This is a genomic window from Lentimicrobiaceae bacterium, assembly GCA_020636745.1.
Lineage (GTDB): Bacteria > Bacteroidota > Bacteroidia > Bacteroidales > Lentimicrobiaceae > Lentimicrobium.
This window is the reverse complement of record JACJXH010000003.1, coordinates 254215-273038: the sequence shown is the minus strand read 5'-3', so window position 1 is coordinate 273038 and position 18824 is coordinate 254215. Positions and strand designations below refer to the sequence as shown.

Here is an 18824-nt window from a genome sequence, read left to right as displayed (position 1 = left end):
AAGTTGATTCAAAAATACTATTAATCATAACATTATGCCCATAATGATTTGATAACTTATAAAAAGAGGGTTAATTTCGGCTTTAAGCTTAATAAAACAGGCCAATAATAGTATTTTTGCTTTATTAAATAAAGCTATGAAACACTTTCGCCGATTATTCATGCTCTTAATTCCAGTATTGCTGGTTTCCTGTTTTAAAAAAGGGAATGACCATGGGACAATGACGGTATTCAGGTATAACGAATCAGCGGGAATTACATCACTTGATCCGGCATTTGCAAGAAATCAGGCCAACATTTGGGCTGTTAATCAACTGTATAACAGTCTTGTTCAGCTCGATAGTAATTTAAACATTCAACCTTGCATTGCCCGAAAGTGGACGATTTCGGACGATGGAAAAAGCTTTACCTTTTATTTAAGAGATGATGTTTATTTTCATGACAATCAAGTTTTTAAAAATGGCAAAGGCCGGAAGGTTACAGCCCGGGATGTGGTATATAGTCTGTTTCGTTTGGCTGATGATAAACTTGCATCGCCCGGGGCATGGGTGATGGGGCCTGTTTTAAAAATAAATGGGAAACCTGCTATTCATGCGCCTGACGATACAACGGTTGTAATTGTACTTAACAAGCCTTTCCCTCCATTTTTGGGAATGTTAGGCATGCAATATTGTTCGGTTGTTCCGCGTGAAGCTGTTGAGTATTATGGAAATGAATTTCGGTCGCATCCCGTCGGAACTGGCCCTTTTTACTTTAAAATGTGGAAGGAAGGTGTTAAACTTGTCATGCTTAAAAATCCAGGTTATTTTGAAACTGAAGAACAAAGCAGATTGCCTTATCTTGACGCTGTTTCGGTTTCATTTATAATTGATAAACAATCAGCGTTTCTTGAGTTTGTAAAAGGAAATTTAGACTTTATGTCGGGGCTTGATGCAAGTTATAAGGATGAGCTGTTGACTTCAACCGGTAAATTGAATCCAAAGTATAATCATCAAATCCAGCTGAGAAGTCAGCCTTATCTTAATACAGAGTATCTGGGAGTGTTATTTGATGAAAAGAATCCGGTAATGAGGAATAATCCACTGACAGACATACGGATAAGAAAGGCCATAAATATGGGTTTTGACCGGGAGAAAATGATTCGTTATCTTCGGAATGGTATAGGGCAGCCCGGAACACATGGTTTTATTCCTTATGGTTTGCCTGGCTTTGCGCTTGATTCAGATTTTGGTTATCAATATAATCCGGCTGAAGCCCGTAAATTATTATCCGAAGCAGGTTATCCCGAGGGAGCAGGATTGCCGCCAATTACCCTTTCAACCAATGCTTCATATCTTGATTTATGCCAGTTTATTCAGAGTCAGTTAAGTCAGATTGGAATTGATTTGCGCATTGATGTCAGTCCGCCGGCTACTTTGCGTGAAAATATTGCTCAAGCGAGGGTTGCATTTTTCAGGGGGTCGTGGATTGCTGATTATCCTGACGCTGAGAATTATTTGTCGTTGTTCAGTACTTCGGCCAAAAGCCCCGCAGGCCCTAATTATACACAATATTCCAGCCCGGTTTTTGACGAACTTTATAAAAAAGCCTCATTAGAAACTGATGCTGATGTGCGTTCAAGGCTATACAGGGAAATGGATAGTCTGGTTATGCAGGATGCGCCGGTAATTGTGTTGTTTTACGATCAGGTTCTTCGTTTTTCGCAAAGAAATATATCAGGACTGGGAAGTAATCCGTTAAACTTGCTGGAACTTAAACGAGTAAAAAAAAGAAATAATGAAAAATGAGATGATTTCGATTAACCCATTGGAATTAAATGAGAATGCAATAAATCTCATAGGTAAGGAATGGATGCTGATTTCTGCCGGTACACCCGATAAATTAAATACCATGACAGCCAGTTGGGGAGGATTGGGAATGTTGTGGAATAGGCCGGTTGTATTTATTTTTATCAGACCTCAGCGTTACACTTATGAATTTGTAGAGCAAAACGATTATTTTACCTGTTGCTTTTTTGATAAAAAGTACAATGATGCTTTGCATTATTGCGGCTCCCACTCAGGGCGTGATGTCAATAAAATCGAAGAAACCGGTCTTCGTCCGGTAAAATCACCTTCAGGAAGCATATTTTTTGAAGAAGCCCGAATTTCGCTGGAGTGTAGAAAGATCGCCTTTCAAGACATAAATCCTGATGGTTTTTTGCAAGAATCAATTGCCAAGAATTACCCCGGGCATGATTATCATCGCATGTATATTGGCGAAATTACATTTTGTGGCATAAAATGATCAATCACTGATCAATTTATTTTGAAAGAAGGCATAAAGTTCCCATAGTTTTATAATTTTATGCTTTCCAATTTACGTTTCTCATGTGTTAGCGTATTGGGCCTGTATAAGGTTGTTAATGCGTTAATTTATAATCTATTATATTACTACATTGAAATTTTTCACCAACATACGGGTTAAACTCGGTCAACGGTCGCTTAAGAAAGAAGTGGCAAAATCTGTGCGGGTTAAAAAGGCCATCAACCTTGAGGCTGCCCGCGAGATAGGAATTTTGTTTTCGATGCAATCAGAAGCTGATTTTGATCGTATTACGCGTTTTGTCAATGAACTTCACGCTGTTGGAAAGAAAGTGCAGGTTGTCGGATTGTATCATTACAGGAAATTACCTCCTTATTATGCACAAAAACTTTCCTACGACCTTCTTTTACCCGGAGATTTAGATTTCTTTTACCGTCCACAGGCAAAATTTGCAAAATCATTTATTGAGCATGAATTTGACATGCTCATCGACTTAAGTCCAGCCAATGATTTTCCTCTTAAATACATGGCAGCAATGTCAAAAGCATCATTCAAGTTAGGTAGTTCATCAGGCGAAGATGATTTACCATATGACCTGATGATAGAAACCAGCGGTCAAATTGAAAGTGATGAATTAATCAGGCAATTAATTCATTATACAAGCGTATTCAAATTTAAATAGAGAATTCAAATCTCAACTTTTCAGTTATAAAGATAAAAGTTAAGCGATGGCAGTAAAATTAACAGGAACAGGTGTTGCATTGGTTACACCATTTCATAAGCAGGGAACTATTGATTTTGGTTCTCTCGAAAACCTGATTGAATACACCATTGTCAATAAGGTAGATTACCTTGTTGTTCTTGGTACCACAGGTGAGGCCGCAACTCTTTCAAAAGATGAGAAGCGGGCTCTTGTAAGTTTTGTGAAAGATGTGGTGGGCAAAAGAGTGCCTATCGTTCAGGGTATTGGTGGTAACAATACCCAGGATGTTATCAACCAGCTTAGCAGCAATGACTGGGAAGGAATTGACGCAATTCTTTCAGTAACACCTTATTATAACAAACCTACGCAAAGAGGGTTGTTTCTTCATTTCAAGCACGTAGCCAGTGCGTGTCCGGTTCCTGTTATACTGTACAATGTGCCTGGCCGCACCAGTGTGAATATGCTGCCTGATACAGTAATTGAACTGGCCAATGAATTTGAAAATATAATGGCCATTAAAGAGGCTTCGGGAAATATAGCCCAAATAATGGAAATTATCAGAAACAGACCCAAAGGATTTAAAGTTATTTCAGGAGATGATGCACTTACCATGCCTCTTATCTCTGCTGGAGCTGACGGAGTGATTTCGGTAGTTGCCAATGCTTTTCCTTTATCGTTTTCAAAAATGGTAAATGCTTCGCTCAAAGGAAACCTTGAAGAAGCCCGCAAAATTCATTACCAATTGCTGCCCTTTATAAATGCTTTGTTTGCTGATGGAAGCCCCGGGGGTATCAAAGCTGCCCTTGATGTTATGAAACTGGTTCCCAATAACCTCAGACTACCTGTTGTGAAAGTAAATAAAGCAACTCAAAACCAATTGGCGGGTTTAATAAATGAACTCAGAGACAAAGGGATAGAATGTTAATTTTAAACCAACTACATAAATCTAAAATGAAAACTTTTTTAACCTTCGCTTTTTCTTTAGCGTTTTTTATCGTTTCTGCCCAGGTTTCGATTAAAGAGGCTGATGTTGATCAACTTTTTAACTCAAAAGGTGAGATTTATTTTGCGCTTCCTCATTCGGGCAGTAGTGCTGGCCAACTAACAAATTTAATTAGCATTGACAATGTCAGAGGCGATACTGTTTTTGCTTATGCAAACCGCAAAGAATTCGTAAAACTTCAAAATGCAGGAGAGCGGAGTTTTATACTGCTCAAACACCCGGGCACATTAATCAACCCGGTTATGTCGTCAGATTTAAGACAAATTCAAGAATGGGATTCATACCCAACCTATACGGCATATGAGCAAATGATGGAGCAATTCGCTGCTGACTACCCCTCAATCTGTTCACTTCATACAATTGCTGTATTGCCCAGCGGTCGTAAAATACTTGCAGTTAGGATTACTGACAATGTAAATATTGATGAAGATGAGCCTGAATTCTTATATACATCTACCATGCACGGAGATGAAACAACCGGTTATATTCTGAATTTAAGACTTATTGACTACCTGCTTTCAAATTATGGTCAGAATGCCAGAGTGACCAATATGGTAAACAATATTGATATATGGATTAATCCTTTGGCAAATCCCGATGGAACATACGCCGGGGGAAATAATTCAGTTTACGGTGCAATGCGTTACAATGCAAACTATGTAGACCTTAACAGAAATTATCCTGATCCGGAAGATGGCCCGCACCCTGATGGTGAAGCATGGCAGCCAGAAACCATAGGTTTTATGAATTTTGCTGAAAATCACAGTTTTGTAATGTCGGCAAACTTTCACGGAGGTGCCGAAGTTATCAATTACCCGTGGGATACATGGAGCCGGCTTGCTGCCGACAATAACTGGTGGGTGATGGTGAGCCGTGAATACGCTGATACCTGCCATGTAAATAGTCCGGCAGGTTATATGACCTATCTTAACAACGGAATTACTAACGGATATGCATGGTACACAACTGCTGGATGCAGACAGGATTATATGAATTATTTTCAGCAATGCAGAGAATGTACGATTGAACTTTCAGATACAAAGTTATTACAGGCTAACCAGTTGCCAAGTCTCTGGAATTACAATTACCGGTCATTGCTTAACTACATTGAACAATCCAATTATGGTGTAAGAGGCATTGTAACTGATACCGTTACAGGAGAGCCACTCAAAGCTCAGGTCTTTATTTTTGGCCACGATATGGATAGCTCAATGGTTTTTACCAGCTTACCTGTAGGAGATTATCACAGACTTCTCAAAGCCGGAACCTACAATCTTACTTTCTCGGCACCTGGTTATAATCCCAAAACCATAAACAATGTTGTTGTAACTGATAAGAATACTGTACGCCTTGATGTTCAGTTGTGGAACGGAGCGGCATCTGCATCATTCACATCCAGTGATACAATTACCCACGCTGGTGGTACCATCCAGTTTTTTGATAATTCAACCGGAAATCCAACCTCAAGATTATGGACTTTTGAAGGGGGGAATATTGCTACATCTACTCTGCCTGATCCCATTGTTACTTACAATGAACCCGGTGAATATGAGGTTAAACTATTTGTATCAAATGCAATGGGTGGCAACGAACTCGTAAAACAGGATTATATTACTGTTACTCCTGATTATTATATTGGTAATTTAAACCCCACTACCTGTTTTGCCAGATTTTATGATAGTAAGGGTCCTGAATCAGATTATCAGGCAGGCGAAAATTCGGTAACGACCATTACTGCTGCTGATAATACAAGAGTATTGCGTATTAGTTTTACAAGCCTTGATATCGAAAGCTCAGAAGGCTGTGTCAATGATGTACTCAATATTTATGATGGCCCCGATACAAATGCCCCTCTGCTAATGAGTGTTTGTGGTTCCGAAATTCCTGATGATATTCTTTCCAGCGTTGGAGGTGGTTCTGTTACATTTGAGTTTAAATCAAACGGTAGCATCAATGGCGCCGGGTGGAGTGCAATCGTGAAATGTGACAGCGGTGTAGGTATTTCAGAAAAACCGGAATCTACCCTCAGAATATATCCCAACCCTGTAGCCAACGGCGAAGTTAATATTGAATCTGCCGAGCCTGTTGAGTGGATTGAAATTCTTGATTTTGCCGGAAGGGTTGTATACAAAACTTCTGTGAATACATCAAAAACAAGCATTGCCACCGAAAGCCTGAAAACTGGCCTTTATCTGGTTAATGTTAAAACCAGAAATGGTATCTCAAAAAATAAGCTTCAGGTAATTGGTCAATAATTTCTCTAAAATTTCAGGGGAAAGCTAAGCGCGACTCTGTAAATTATCAGAATAATAAAAGCAGCAGCTATCAGGCTGCTGCTTGCTTTTATAACCTTATGATTTTCATCAAAATATATTACAGGAAAATTGTTGCTGTTAAGAAATGAAGGCAGTATAATCAAAACCGGCGTAACTAATCTTAGCGATTCATAATAGTTCATCGGGTATCTTATTGCCGCTATAATCAAAGTGCCCAGTATAAATGGGAGCAAGGTAGAATAAAAGAGAAAAGCAGGTCGCTCTGACGGTTCCTGTTTGTTGTAATAGCTGTTTGCTGTAAGTAAAATCAATCTGGTAATCCCGAAACCAACAGCCGCCAGTCCAAAAAATCCAATTAATGTAATGATCATTTTTCCGGTGTCGGCCATAAAGAGCCAGATTAATACATGACCAAACCCTTCTCCAAGCAAAGCACCGGCCAATGCTGAACCCAAAAATAAGTTTATGCAATGAATAAACCCCCAAAGGAAAAATGATTTTAATAAGCCGTCATATTCACGGAATTTAATGGCTACTACCAGCATGAAAATTGATAAAATAAAACATATAACCGGCCCGGCACTAAATATGATTTTTACTGAATCAAAAGTCCATTCATACTCATAAACCCAATAAATAATAGTGGTATAGTTTAATTCAACCGGAAAACTAAAGATTTTGCAGGCGATAATTGTGAAGAACTGGTGAATTAAAAATACAAACAAGTAGGACAACAAATATATGGCCGTTGAATTGGCAGTTATAAAGAGGTTGTTTTTAAGTTTCATTTATTGCCGGTTTGTAGTCTTCAGGTGAAACAACAATGCAAATATAAATGATTAGAGAGTAGGGCGCCTAATCCTGGGCAAGGTGAATACTGGGATTTTGTCTTCGGCCAGTAAAAATGTGCCGAATAATTTGGCCGGTTTTTGGAAGTAATTTTATATAATATTGAAATATAGTGAGATAAGAGGTGTGATTTATGTCATTTCCAATTGGTTTATAAAAGAATAACGGTTAACATTAACTTAATGTATTGTTAAAAGTGCCTTAATCTGTTTTAGAAATTGATTCGGTTACTTTGCCATCGTTAATCAACAAAAAAAATTGAGAAATGAAAAAATTTATGACGTATGCTTTGATTGCTTCTATCGCAATCTTAAGTTCGTGCAAAAAAGACGAAGAATCATTTAAAGTTCCTAGTGCTACAGCACCAGCAGCTACAACTGTTCAAACAGATGCTGTTGTTGAACTTACTTTCAATTATTTGGCTGAGGCCGGATTTAAATCATCTGCTGTTACTGCAACAAACGGAACTGCCAGTATTAAAACTGACGGAACTGCCAATGCAACCTCAGGAACCGTAGTTGTAAACTACATTGCCGGAAGTGCTGCCGGTGCCGGTTCAGTGGTACTGACTGTAACTGATTCAAAAGATCAGACCTCTACTGCAACAGCAGTTATCAGCGTAGTTGAAGAGCAACTTGTTTTTAATGTTACAGGTAATATTACCAGCAATACAACCTGGGAATCAGGAAAAGTATATGTACTTGAGAGCCGTATTGCCGTTGTTTCAGGTGTAACACTTACTATTGAGCCTGGTGTTATTGTTAAAGGACAAGCTGGAACAGGGGCAAATGCAACGGCCTTGTTAATTGCCCGTGGTGGCAAGTTAATAGCTGATGGAACAGCTAATGCTCCTATTATTTTTACATCGGTTGCCGATGAAATTATGCCCGGTGAAATCGCAAGCCCAAATCTTGACGCTGAGTTGAATGGATTATGGGGCGGATTGATTATCCTTGGCAATGCACCTATTTCAGCTGATGCTGCTTCAGTACAGATTGAAGGTATTCCACCATCAGACCAAAACGGACTTTATGGCGGCACAGATGCTACCGACAATTCAGGTATAATCCGCTATGTTTCTATCCGTCACGGAGGAGCCAATATTGGAGAAGGAAATGAAATTAATGGACTTACTCTGGGCGGGGTTGGCTCCGGAACAATTATTGAAAATATCGAAATTGTTGCCAATCAGGACGATGGAATTGAATGGTTTGGCGGAACAGTAAATGTTAAAAATGCCATTATCTGGAATGCCGGCGACGATGCAGTTGATACAGACCAGTCATGGGGCGGTACACTTGATAACTTTATTGTGGTGAACCCAGGTGATGAATGCTTTGAACTTGATGGTCCGGAAGGCACGATGGTTGCTAAACATACCATAATGAACGGGACTGTTTATGCTGCTAACGCAGATGGTTTGGTTGACAATGATCCAAACTCAAATGTTGATATGAGCAATGTTTACTTCCGCAACATAAAGGCTGGTCAGGATTTTGACCAGATGCCTACTGATTATATCTGTGTATTTCAAAATCTTCAGGTTACATTACCAGAAGGTACAGTTGTTACAGACTTCTTTAAAGATGGTTCTGACGCTTTTGTAACAGTTGTTCCAATGGGAGCCAATACCGTTGGTGCTGATATAACTAAGTTTCAGACCTGGTCTTGGGCGGTTGTTTCAGGTGCTTTAAATGGTTTTTAATGATTAACCTCACACGTTTAATCCAAGCTCACGGGTCAATTGGCCTGTGAGCTTATTTTACTGAATCAAAACCCAAATTCACACACATGAATTCGTTGAAAAAATTAACCACATTTATTATTTTTCTTTTGTTTTCGTTGATTTCAGTTGCCCAGAATGGTTTTATACGGGGCACAGTGTATGATGACGCAACTGGCGAATCGTTGCCAGGCGTTACCATTTTTGTTGAAGGGACTACAACAGGAACCATGACTGACTTTGATGGAAAGTTTAATCTCAGTATAGCTCCCGGAAACTACACTTTGAGGGTTTCATTTATTTCATATGAAACAATTAACATCAAAGGTATGCAGGTTAAATCTGGTGAAGTAAACCTGCTTGACAATCTGCGATTAAAAGAAGCAAAGATTGAACTTTCAGAAGTAACCATTACCGCTGATGTAGTGCGTAACTCTGAAATCGCGATGCTTACGATGAAGCAGAAATCTGCCAATCTGCTTGACGGGATTTCTGCAGTGAACTTCAGAAGAATCGGAGATTCAGATGCGGCCTCATCCATGAAACGTGTGTCAGGCGTTTCGGTTGAAGGAGGTAAGTATGTATATGTTCGTGGATTAGGCGACAGGTACACAAAAGCCATCCTCAATGGTGTTGATATACCAGGGCTCGATCCTGATAGAAATACCCTGCAGATGGATATTTTTCCAACAAATGTGATCGATAATATAGTAGTGCATAAATCATTCAGTGCTGATTTGCCCGCTGATTTTACCGGAGGTGTGATCAATATTGAAACTAAAGATTTTCCGGAAGAGAAAACGGGAAACATTTCGTTCAGCCTGGGTTATAACCCACAAATGCATCTGAACAGCAACTATCTAACCTACGAAGGGGGTAAAACTGATTTTCTTGGGTTTGATGACGGAACAAGAGATATTCCGGCTTCGACCGATATCCCTCTCTTTTCTGAAGTTGTGGGTAATCCTGACGGGGACAAGGGCTTAAGGTATCGCCAGATTCTCGAATCATTCAATCCGACCCTGGCCACAATGAAACAGAATAGCTTTATGGATTATAGCATCGGAGCCACTGTTGGAAATCAAATTTCAGGCAAAAAATGGACCTGGGGTTACAATGTGGCACTTTCGTACAAGAATAATACGGAGTACTATGAGAATGCTGAATATGGTCGTTATGGAATGTCAGAAAACCCCGGGATTAACGTGTTGGAAACGCGCGAACTGCAAAGTGGCGATTTTGGTATTAACAATGTACTGTTGAGTGGATTGGCAGGAATAGCCATAAAGTCCAATCATTCAAAAATCCGTATCAACTTTCTAAAATTGCAGAATGGTGAGTCCAAAGCAGGTGTTTTTGATTATCAAAAATCTAACCAGGGTACTGTTTTTGAAGGGGTTCAGCATAATCTTGAATACAGTCAGCGTTCACTCACCAACATCCTTTTTAACGGTAAACACATCATTCACAATTGGGAAATTGATTGGAAACTCTCACCAACTTTTGCTAAAATTAAAGACCCCGATGTACGTTTTACGCGATATGAAGTGCGTGATGGAGCATATTCCATCAGCACCGAATCGGGCTTCCCTGAGCGAATCTGGCGCGACCTTGAAGAAACAAATCTGGCGGGCATTCTGAATATAACGAAGGAAATGAGCGTTCTGGGCAATAAATCAAAATTGATGTTTGGTGGCGCATATACTTATAAAGAAAGATCGTATAGTATCTTGAATTTTGCCATTAATATCCGCAACGTTCAACTTACCGGTGATCCCAATGAGATTTTTAGCCCGGAGAACTTATGGCCGATGGGAGGTTCTTCTGTAAAAGGGACAACCTATGAGGCTCCGTTTATTCCTACAAATCCTAACCAGTTTGATGCCAATAACGCCAATACGGCTGCCTTTGTTTCATGGGAGCTGAACCCTGTTAAACATCTGAAAGCTATACTTGGGGTGCGTGGTGAAAATTTCATACAGCGCTATACAGGCCAGGATCAACTTGGAACAAATGTGTTGGATAACGAGGTTGTTATTGACCAACTGGATATTTTCCCGACGGTAAATCTTATTTACAACGTTACAAAAAACCAGAATATCAGGGTTTCTTATGCTAAAACAATTGCCCGTCCTTCATTCAAAGAGTTGTCTTATGCTGAAATCTTTGATCCAATTACAGGCCGGACTTTTATTGGTGGTTTATTCCGCGATGCCAATGATTTTGCAGGTATTGAATATTGGGATGGAAAGCTTCAAAGCACCAATATTCAGAATTATGACATCAGGTGGGAATTGTTTGGCCAAAAAGGAGAAACTGTTTCATTGGGGGCTTTTTATAAGTCGTTTAGCAAACCTATTGAAATTGTGCAGTTTGCCACGCTTGTGGGCGCTTTCCAACCCCGAAATGTGGGCGATGGAGAAGTTGCCGGCGTTGAACTAGAATTGAGAAAAAATCTCGATATTATAAGCCAGACATTGAGCAATTTCTCTTTTTCTGCCAATCTGACTCTCACCCGTTCAAAAATAAAACTGAGCAATACTGAATATCAGTCGAGAATTGAAAATGCCCGGAATGGACAGTCAATTGATAATTATCGCGATATGGCCGGACAAGCTCCTTTTATTGTCAATGCCGGTTTGGCTTATAATGGCGGTGAAATGGGTTTCTGGAAAGGTTTTGAGGCTGGAGTTTATTACAATGTACAAGGACAAACTCTTGAGATAGTCGGTATTGTCGATCGTCCGGATATTTATTCAAAACAATTTCATAGCCTCAATCTGAATACCAATAAATCATTCGGCAAGAATAAACGTATGCAGATTGGTTTGAAAATTGAGAATATCCTGAATCAAAAGAAAGAATCGGTGTTTGTATCTTATAACACAGCTGACCAGTTTTTTACCAAATTGAATCAGGGTACAACTTTTCAGCTTCGCCTGGGATATAAATTCTTTTAATCTTTTCATTTCTCAGTTTGTAAGTCTTCATCGGCAAAATCAAAACTATCAGTGGCAATTTGCTGATTATTTAGCAGTCATGCCGCAATCATTTGAAAAACTGATGAATGTATTTTGGTTAACTGATATTCATTATCTTTAGCTATTGCATGAAGCAGCAAAACTGAGGCAATTGATTTAACACAAAATAATTATGAAAAAAATAGCGATTTCGATTCTTTTTCTGACTCTTGGAGCCTTTGCATTTGCTCAAAACCTGGAATATCAGGACGGTAGGTATTATAAAAAAGGCATGCTATTTACCGGCCAGAATATTGAGTATGATGAAAATGGGAAAATCCAGCTGGAACAAAATATCAAAAATGGCCTTGTTCACGGTAAAATGATTCTGTATTACCCTAACGGAAACATAAAGGAATTACGCGAATATGATGAAGGCAAGAAGACAGGAAAGTGGAACAACTGGAGTGAAGAAAATGTAAAAACTGCCGAGGCCGGATATGAGAATGATTTAAAAAACGGAGACTGGTTTGTTTGGGACAACAATGGTAATCTGCTTTATGAGATGCATTATATTCTTGGCAAAAGGTCGGGTATATGGCGAAAGTGGGATGAAACCGGCAAACTGATTATGGAACGTGAGTATGAATAGTTTATAGTTTAACTCTTGTTTAGCCAGGCTTTTTAGTTCTGTTAATCTCACGATTCAGCCTTTGTTTTTAATAAAATCAGATCATAAACCGGTTGCAATTTTGCTGCAACCGGTTTATGTTTTTATCAACAGAATTTCTCTCAACTTTAGCTCTCTCTGTAATTTAAACCTAAGCTTTACTTAACTGGCTTATTGAGCCGATTGGGATATTTATAAATACAGTAGTCATTGAAAAAAAACGGGAACTGCTCTGCTAAAGCAACATTCCGGAATTATAAACATCCTCTGCTCTTTGGTATGTATAGCGATCGGGTGATTAAAATAAAAATACGCCCGCACCTTTCCTTGTTGCTTTTGATGTAAAAACGCAGGTTGCTCATTTCACATCCGAAAATGTATCACTAAAATATAAAATGCCGGAAACAAAAAAAGGAGCCATTTCAAATGGCTCCTTTCAAAGTATCTGGCAGAGGTTATTTGTTGTCGAGTTTAATATCCATTTCTTCTTTATCATTAGCCTGCAGCTCAACATTTTCAATTAAGCTGTTTTTATATGAAATCATAGAAAGAATGAGATTGTAAGTTCCGGGTTCAAGGTTATTGATAGTAAAATTACCATCAAGATCAGTGTAAACCTTCAAATCGGTTCCTTCTACTGATACAGCAACACCAGCAAGCGATTCGCCGGAATTAATATCCTGAACTGTGCCACTTACAGTTGCTGTTGCAACCGGTAAATGAGTTGGATGGCCTTCAGCAAATGATAAACTGCTGAATAATAATGCAAAAGCTGTAACGGCTAATATTTTAATTGTGTTTTTCATGGCTTATCTTTCTTTGATGTTGCAAATTTATAGCGACATCTTTAAGTGTAAGTTAAGCCAATGTTAAAACAATGTTAAGTTAATGGAGGTGATGTTAGGCACAATACATATCAGGCTAATGCAAATGCTTAACGGTCGCCGAAAAGCGCTGTGCCAATTCTTACCATCGTACTGCCTTCTTCTATGGCTATTTGATAATCGCCCGACATTCCCATTGACAATTGATTGAAAGATGACAGATTAGCAAAATGCTTTTGTTTAACTGTTTCAAAAATCGCTTTCAATGAAGTAAACTCCTTTCTGATAAGTGAAACATCATCAGTAAAGGTAGCCATACCCATAAGCCCGCATATTCTGATGTTGTTCATCGTTTTATATGCTGATGACGACAGTAAATCTTCCATCTCTGTTTCGTCGAGGCCAAATTTTGATTCTTCTGTAGCTATATACACCTGAAGCAAACAATCTATAACCCGGTTGTTTTTTTTCGCCTGTTTATTTATTTCTTCAAGTAATTTCAGGCTTTCAACACTGTGAATCAAGTGAATAAACGGAGCTATGAACTTCACTTTATTGGTTTGCAAATGACCTATCTGGTGCCATCTGATATCACTGGGCAGGTTAGAATGCTTGTCAATCATTTCCTGTACCCTGTTTTCGCCAAAGTCACGCAAACCTATGTCATAGGCCTGTCTCAGTACCTCAACAGGCCGTGTCTTGGTTACAGCAATGAGGCTTACATGCGCCGGTATCTGCTGTATAATATTGTTAATATGTTCAGTAAGGATTTCCATAATTAAAAAGTAGCTCATGCAAATTTATTATAATAATTCAGGGATTCTTTAGCTTTATACAGAAAATAAGCTCTATTTTTATGTGATGATTTTAAACGCAATTTTATTACTGGCTGTCTTATCGGCCATTTACCATACCATTGTAACCAGGAAATTATATCCGGCCATTGTTACAACTGGAATGGCGGCAAGTGTTCTGATCACTGTTTTTATTCCAAAATCTTTCGGATTTTCAGGATTTTATGTTTACCTGATTTTTGTAGCATTGGCTTTTATTTATGGATTAACCGTAAAAAGGAAGCCCATTTTTGAACGAACGATAATATGCCTGATGGCAGCCACTATATTTTTATACTGGCTATGGATTTTTAATCACTGGCATGGGAATTCAGTTTTGGCTGCTGTTGTTACACTTTTAGTGGCTTTAACAGGAATACTTGGAAAAGCCAAATTAAAGAATGAGGCCGGGTTTCTTTTAATTCTTGTTGCTGATGCTATTGTAATATTGATCGAAAATTACCTTAAGCTTCAATAAAAGTACCAGTTAAGGCTGTTGCTCAGCATAATGATTGCCTGAGTTCAGTTGCTTGTAAGTTGGTTTTTAGCCGTTTACATAAACAACAATACAAATATCTCATCGCTTTTACCCAGGCTGTTCATGATAGTGAAGGCCTTGTGGCAAAATATTGTCTATTTTTGAAAACACTTCGGATAGAATCTTAAAGCAGCCTGAATAATTTTCATTATTATTTACGAATCTCAATCAGATGAAGGGAAAGCTGATAATACTTCTTGTATTTTTTATTCCGTTATTGGTTCAGGCACAGCGAAAAAAAGTGCTTGTATTCCATTCTTACAATGAAGGATTAACCTGGACTGATAATGTGAATAAAGGCATTCACAGAGCTTTTAAACCTGTTGAGGAAAGTGTGGAACTCTTTTTTGAATATCTTGACAGGAAAAGAAATCTGAATCAGGACTATTTTGAAGGCCTTGAAAAATTATATGAAATAAAATAAAAGGAACTTCTTTTGATTTGGTGATAACAAGTGACAATGATGCGCTTGATTTTGTGCTGAGAAACAGAAAAAAATACTTTGGTGAGACTCCGGTTGTTTTTTGCGGTATCAATAATTACAGCCCATCCATGATTGAAAACCAAAAAAGCATTACCGGCATTACAGAAGATCCCGACTTTAAGGCTACAATTGACCTGATTACGGCTTTGCATAAGAACAGCGATAAGCTTTATATCATCAATGACAATAAAACAACCACCGCAATTGAAAATATTCATCTCCTGAAAAAACTTGAACCATTTTATCATCAAAGGTTACGGTTTATTTACTGGGACAATCTGCGGAAAAGTGATTTTTATGATTCAATTCGCAGCCTGGACGATCAAAGCGTGATATTACTCCTTACTTTCAATAAAGACAAAGATGGGACGTTTTTATCTTACCGCGATAATATTGACTTGATACCCAAAGATGTAAAAGCTCCTGTTTATACTACCTGGAAATTTTTTATGAATGGCCGTGTAATCGGGGGTAAGATGATAAGCGGTGAGGAGCAGGGGTTTAAAGCCGGCCAAATGGCCATTGAAATACTTCAGGGTAAACAGCCCGACAGCATTCCTGTCATTATTGAAAGTCTTAGTCAGTATATTTTCGATTATAATCAACTCAAAAAGTACAAAATATCTCTAAATAAACTTCCGGCTGAATCGCAGATACTAAACAAGCCTGTTAGCCTTTATTCAACCAACAAAAAGCTGATAAACATTGGTATCATTATTCTTTCTGTAGCATTGGCAATTATTTTGATTTTATCTAATGCCATTCGCAAAAGAGTTGTTGCAGAAAAATCACTTCAACAAAAGCAAAAGCATCTTGAAGACAGGTATGAGTTTCAAAAGTTGATAGCTGACGTTGTGGTACTTCTTAATTCAACCAATGACTTTACCAAAGTAACTGATCCAATTCTGCAGCGTATTACCAATCATTACCATATTGGTAAAGTTTCCTTGTATAAGTTTGATGTTCGGGGGGCTATTAAAAACATTATTGGAAGCAAACTTTCTATTGAAGGGAAAGGAATACTCGAACTTAAAAAACAGGAGTACAGCAAGTTGAATAGAATAATTGAGGAGCTCAAAAAATCTGACTTTTTTATTTCTGAGAACCTGTCTAACCTGACTCCTGAAGAGCAAACATTTTATCAACAGCGTGAGATTGGTGCAATTGCAATTTTTCCTATCAGGGTTGGAACAAAGCTAATCGGAATGGCTGGGTTTTCGCAGGCTTATACTTATAAATGGGATGAAAGTGAAATAAATGAACTGACCACTCTTGTGCAGCTCATTGCCAACGCCTGGGAACGTAATATGCAAATGAATATGCATCTTGAGGTAGAGAAAAAACACGTTAAAGCCATACAAATTCTCGAAAAATCATCGCGGCTTGCATCCATTGGGGTAATGGCATCGGGCATTACACATGAGATAAATCAACCGCTGAATGCACTGCGCGTTACAGTCGACAGCATTGCTTATTGGGAGCGCCAGAATTCAACTGAGCTTCCTGAAATCATCAAAAACAAGTTAACGACCCTCAAAAGTGGCATCTCACGTATCGATGAGATAATCCGGCACATGAGAAATTTCTGGATTGCACCTTCATCGACAGAATCGGAACTCGAGGTTGATTTGGTTCAGATAATTAACAATGCCTATTCGCTTCTCGAAACACAGATTTCTGAACAAAAAATAACAACTAAACTTATCCTTCCCGAAAATGAAATCATGATCAAAGCTTCATTCATTCAGATTGAACAAATAGTTATCAACCTGTTGGTGAATGCAATGCAGGCTTTAAAAAATGTTGAGCGCTCCGAAAAAAGAATAGTCATTAAAGTGAAAGACAATGCAGGACATATCCGGCTTTCAATTGCTGATAACGGCCCCGGAATTCCTGATGAAATTGGTGAAACACTTTTTGACCCGTTTTATTCCGGCCAGAAAGAATCAGGCGGTACGGGGCTGGGATTGGCCATTGTGAAGACTTTTGTTGAAAAACTTGGAGGAAAAATTGAATTTAAAAACAATGCAGAGGGTGGAGTAACCTTTACTTTAACTCTTTATAAACTGAATAAACCTGAAATTTTATGAAAATATTGGTTGTTGATGACAATAAACTTAGTCGTGAAGCAATTGCACAATTTTTAAGCGAGCAATTAATGCATCAGGTTACAATGGCCGTTTCGGGCGAGCATGCACTTGAATTTCTGAGCGAAATGCCTTTTGAAGTTGTGGTCACCGATATGAAAATGCCTGGAATGAGTGGCATTGATTTAACAAAAGAAATAAAAAAAATAAGAGCAGCAACCGAGGTGATCATTATGACCGGTCATGGCGATATGGAATCGTCTATCAATGCTTTAAGAGCAGGTGCCACAGACTATCTGCTTAAACCGGTAAATATTGAAGAGCTGCTCATTACACTGGAAAGAATTCAGAAACTTAACCTGCTGCAAAATGAGAATTTGCAGTTGAAAGACACGGTGAAAAATTCTGATGAATTGCTGAAAGAAGAAAATGCCAAATTATTCACACTGCAATCAACCCTAAGAGAAGTTACAAAAACAGGTTCTATTGGTATATTTTCATCGGCCATGAAAAATATAGTAAACATGTGCGAAAAATATCATAAAGAAAGAGATGTTCCTGTTTTAATTCAAGGTGATACCGGTACCGGAAAAGAAATTATTGCCAGACTGTTGCATCACGGCAATGGGCAGAACGACGAGCGTCCGTTTGTTCCAGTAAATTGTGCTACCATCGCCCCTCATTTATTTGAAAGTGAACTATTTGGCTATGCTGAAGGCGCTTTTACCGGAGCACGTAAAAATGGTGCGGTCGGGAAAATGGAATTGGCCCAGGGAGGCACACTTTTTTTGGATGAAATAGGGGAGATGCCGAAGGAGTTTCAGCCCAAATTGCTCAGGGCATTGCAGGAACGCGAGATTTACCGGGTGGGTGGCGATAAATTAATTAAACTTGATGTGCGCTTTGTTTTTGCCACCAACAGAGATCTGAAACAAATGGTTGAAAAAAATGAATTCCGTAATGATTTATACTACAGGCTCAATTTGGGTCAAATCAAAATTCCTCCCTTGAATGAGCGAAAGGATGAAATTGTTCCGCTTGCCCAGATGTTTCTTGAAAAGTACGCTATTAAAAGAATGAAAGCCTTCAGGTTTATTGCTGATGATGCGCGTGAAATCCTTGTGAATTACCCTTGGCCCGGAAACGTAAGAGAGTTGCAAAATACGATTGAGCGTGTTGTTTTACTTTATAATGATGAAATTTTGAAAGCCCATCATATTACATTTTTGCTTAATAATCCATCCATATCCCATGATCTTATGGGAGCAGTAATTGAGCCCGGCAGTATTTTGCTTCCCGATAACAGATTGCCTATCGAAGAAATCGAAAAAGAGATTGTTTCAAAGGCCATGAAAAAATTTCAGGGCAATAAAACGAAAGTTGCTGAGTATCTGGATATTTCGAGAAGTGCTTTAAGAAGCAAGCTAAGAAAATTATAATTGAGCAGCCTGTCATTGATTTCTATAAAACAAGCATCAATTAACTGATCCAAATGGAACAGCTGTGCCAATCGGAACACCACAAGAATAACAACTGTTCCAAACAGATCAGTTTCTTAAAATGCCCATTTT

Annotated in this window: 15 protein-coding genes; 12 read left to right on the top strand and 3 right to left on the bottom strand. The window is 38.6% G+C overall.

What is annotated here, in order from left to right:
- Positions 1–136 precede the first annotated feature (136 nt).
- From H6541_06575 to H6541_06555, 5 genes are all read left to right on the top strand, one after another.
- A complete protein-coding gene (locus H6541_06575) occupies positions 137–1786 on the top strand; it encodes an ABC transporter substrate-binding protein (protein MCB9015446.1) in 1650 nt (549 codons plus the stop codon).
- On the top strand, positions 1776–2285 hold the full coding sequence (locus tag H6541_06570) for a flavin reductase family protein (GenBank protein ID MCB9015445.1): 510 nt from the start codon (positions 1776–1778) through the stop codon (positions 2283–2285). The genes H6541_06575 and H6541_06570 overlap by 11 nt, the downstream gene beginning before the upstream one ends.
- 151 nt (positions 2286–2436) lie before the next feature.
- Entirely contained in the window at positions 2437–2985 is a 549-nt protein-coding gene (locus H6541_06565; GenBank protein ID MCB9015444.1) for a hypothetical protein, read from the top strand.
- Positions 2986–3031: 46 nt separating this feature from the next.
- On the top strand, positions 3032–3931 hold the full coding sequence (locus H6541_06560; GenBank protein ID MCB9015443.1) for a 4-hydroxy-tetrahydrodipicolinate synthase: 900 nt from the start codon (positions 3032–3034) through the stop codon (positions 3929–3931).
- A gap of 26 nt (positions 3932–3957) precedes the next feature.
- Positions 3958–6264 carry a carboxypeptidase regulatory-like domain-containing protein gene (locus tag H6541_06555; GenBank protein ID MCB9015442.1) on the top strand — a complete coding sequence of 769 codons (2307 nt, stop codon included), beginning with the start codon at positions 3958–3960 and terminating at the stop codon, positions 6262–6264.
- Between the two features lie 5 nt (positions 6265–6269).
- Here the strand turns inward: H6541_06555 and H6541_06550 are convergent, their stop codons facing one another.
- Positions 6270–7073, bottom strand: a complete 804-nt coding sequence (locus H6541_06550; protein MCB9015441.1) for a hypothetical protein — start codon at positions 7071–7073, stop codon at positions 6270–6272.
- A 326-nt stretch (positions 7074–7399) separates the two neighbouring features.
- Here H6541_06550 and H6541_06545 point away from each other — a divergent pair, with 326 nt between their 5' ends.
- The 3 genes from H6541_06545 (at position 7400) to H6541_06535 (ending at position 12469) form a co-directional block, all read left to right on the top strand.
- Positions 7400–8839, top strand: coding sequence for a hypothetical protein (locus H6541_06545; protein MCB9015440.1), 1440 nt, complete (start codon positions 7400–7402; stop codon positions 8837–8839).
- Positions 8840–8925: 86 nt separating this feature from the next.
- A complete protein-coding gene (locus tag H6541_06540; GenBank protein ID MCB9015439.1) occupies positions 8926–11817 on the top strand; it encodes a TonB-dependent receptor in 2892 nt (963 codons plus the stop codon).
- A gap of 193 nt (positions 11818–12010) precedes the next feature.
- Positions 12011–12469: a toxin-antitoxin system YwqK family antitoxin gene (locus tag H6541_06535; protein MCB9015438.1), complete on the top strand. Its 459-nt coding sequence runs from the start codon at positions 12011–12013 to the stop codon at positions 12467–12469.
- 473 nt (positions 12470–12942) lie between these two features.
- Here the strand turns inward: H6541_06535 and H6541_06530 are convergent, their stop codons facing one another.
- Both H6541_06530 and H6541_06525 read right to left on the bottom strand, forming a co-directional pair.
- The gene (locus H6541_06530) at positions 12943–13293 is read right to left on the bottom strand and encodes a carboxypeptidase-like regulatory domain-containing protein (GenBank protein MCB9015437.1); all 351 of its coding nucleotides are present in this window, start codon (positions 13291–13293) and stop codon (positions 12943–12945) included.
- Between the two features lie 128 nt (positions 13294–13421).
- The gene (locus tag H6541_06525; protein ID MCB9015436.1) at positions 13422–14087 is read right to left on the bottom strand and encodes a YggS family pyridoxal phosphate-dependent enzyme; all 666 of its coding nucleotides are present in this window, start codon (positions 14085–14087) and stop codon (positions 13422–13424) included.
- Positions 14088–14172: 85 nt separating this feature from the next.
- On the opposite strand from H6541_06525, the gene H6541_06520 reads away from it, so the two are divergent.
- From H6541_06520 to H6541_06505, 4 genes are all read left to right on the top strand, one after another.
- A complete protein-coding gene (locus tag H6541_06520; protein ID MCB9015435.1) occupies positions 14173–14622 on the top strand; it encodes a hypothetical protein in 450 nt (149 codons plus the stop codon).
- A 232-nt stretch (positions 14623–14854) separates the two neighbouring features.
- On the top strand, positions 14855–15106 hold the full coding sequence (locus H6541_06515) for a hypothetical protein (protein ID MCB9015434.1): 252 nt from the start codon (positions 14855–14857) through the stop codon (positions 15104–15106).
- Positions 15107–15123: 17 nt separating this feature from the next.
- Positions 15124–17256: a GHKL domain-containing protein gene (locus tag H6541_06510; protein ID MCB9015433.1), complete on the top strand. Its 2133-nt coding sequence runs from the start codon at positions 15124–15126 to the stop codon at positions 17254–17256.
- On the top strand, positions 17253–18692 hold the full coding sequence (locus tag H6541_06505; protein ID MCB9015432.1) for a sigma-54-dependent Fis family transcriptional regulator: 1440 nt from the start codon (positions 17253–17255) through the stop codon (positions 18690–18692). Before H6541_06510 ends, H6541_06505 begins: the two co-directional genes overlap by 4 nt.
- The last annotated feature ends 132 nt before the right edge of the window (positions 18693–18824 follow it).

Excerpts from the sequence above, each read along its gene's own strand:
- H6541_06575 (MCB9015446.1), top strand. The coding sequence starts at position 137 with ATGAAACACTTTCGCCGATTATTCATGCTCTTAATTCCAGTATTGCTG.
- H6541_06570 (MCB9015445.1), top strand. The coding sequence starts at position 1,776 with ATGAAAAATGAGATGATTTCGATTAACCCATTGGAATTAAATGAGAAT.
- H6541_06560 (MCB9015443.1), top strand. The coding sequence starts at position 3,032 with ATGGCAGTAAAATTAACAGGAACAGGTGTTGCATTGGTTACACCATTT.
- H6541_06555 (MCB9015442.1), top strand. The coding sequence starts at position 3,958 with ATGAAAACTTTTTTAACCTTCGCTTTTTCTTTAGCGTTTTTTATCGTT.
- H6541_06550 (MCB9015441.1), bottom strand. The coding sequence starts at position 7,073 with ATGAAACTTAAAAACAACCTCTTTATAACTGCCAATTCAACGGCCATA.
- H6541_06545 (MCB9015440.1), top strand. The coding sequence starts at position 7,400 with ATGAAAAAATTTATGACGTATGCTTTGATTGCTTCTATCGCAATCTTA.
- H6541_06540 (MCB9015439.1), top strand. The coding sequence starts at position 8,926 with ATGAATTCGTTGAAAAAATTAACCACATTTATTATTTTTCTTTTGTTT.
- H6541_06535 (MCB9015438.1), top strand. The coding sequence starts at position 12,011 with ATGAAAAAAATAGCGATTTCGATTCTTTTTCTGACTCTTGGAGCCTTT.
- H6541_06530 (MCB9015437.1), bottom strand. The coding sequence starts at position 13,293 with ATGAAAAACACAATTAAAATATTAGCCGTTACAGCTTTTGCATTATTA.
- H6541_06525 (MCB9015436.1), bottom strand. The coding sequence starts at position 14,087 with ATGGAAATCCTTACTGAACATATTAACAATATTATACAGCAGATACCG.
- H6541_06520 (MCB9015435.1), top strand. The coding sequence starts at position 14,173 with ATGATTTTAAACGCAATTTTATTACTGGCTGTCTTATCGGCCATTTAC.
- H6541_06515 (MCB9015434.1), top strand. The coding sequence starts at position 14,855 with ATGAAGGGAAAGCTGATAATACTTCTTGTATTTTTTATTCCGTTATTG.
- H6541_06505 (MCB9015432.1), top strand. The coding sequence starts at position 17,253 with ATGAAAATATTGGTTGTTGATGACAATAAACTTAGTCGTGAAGCAATT.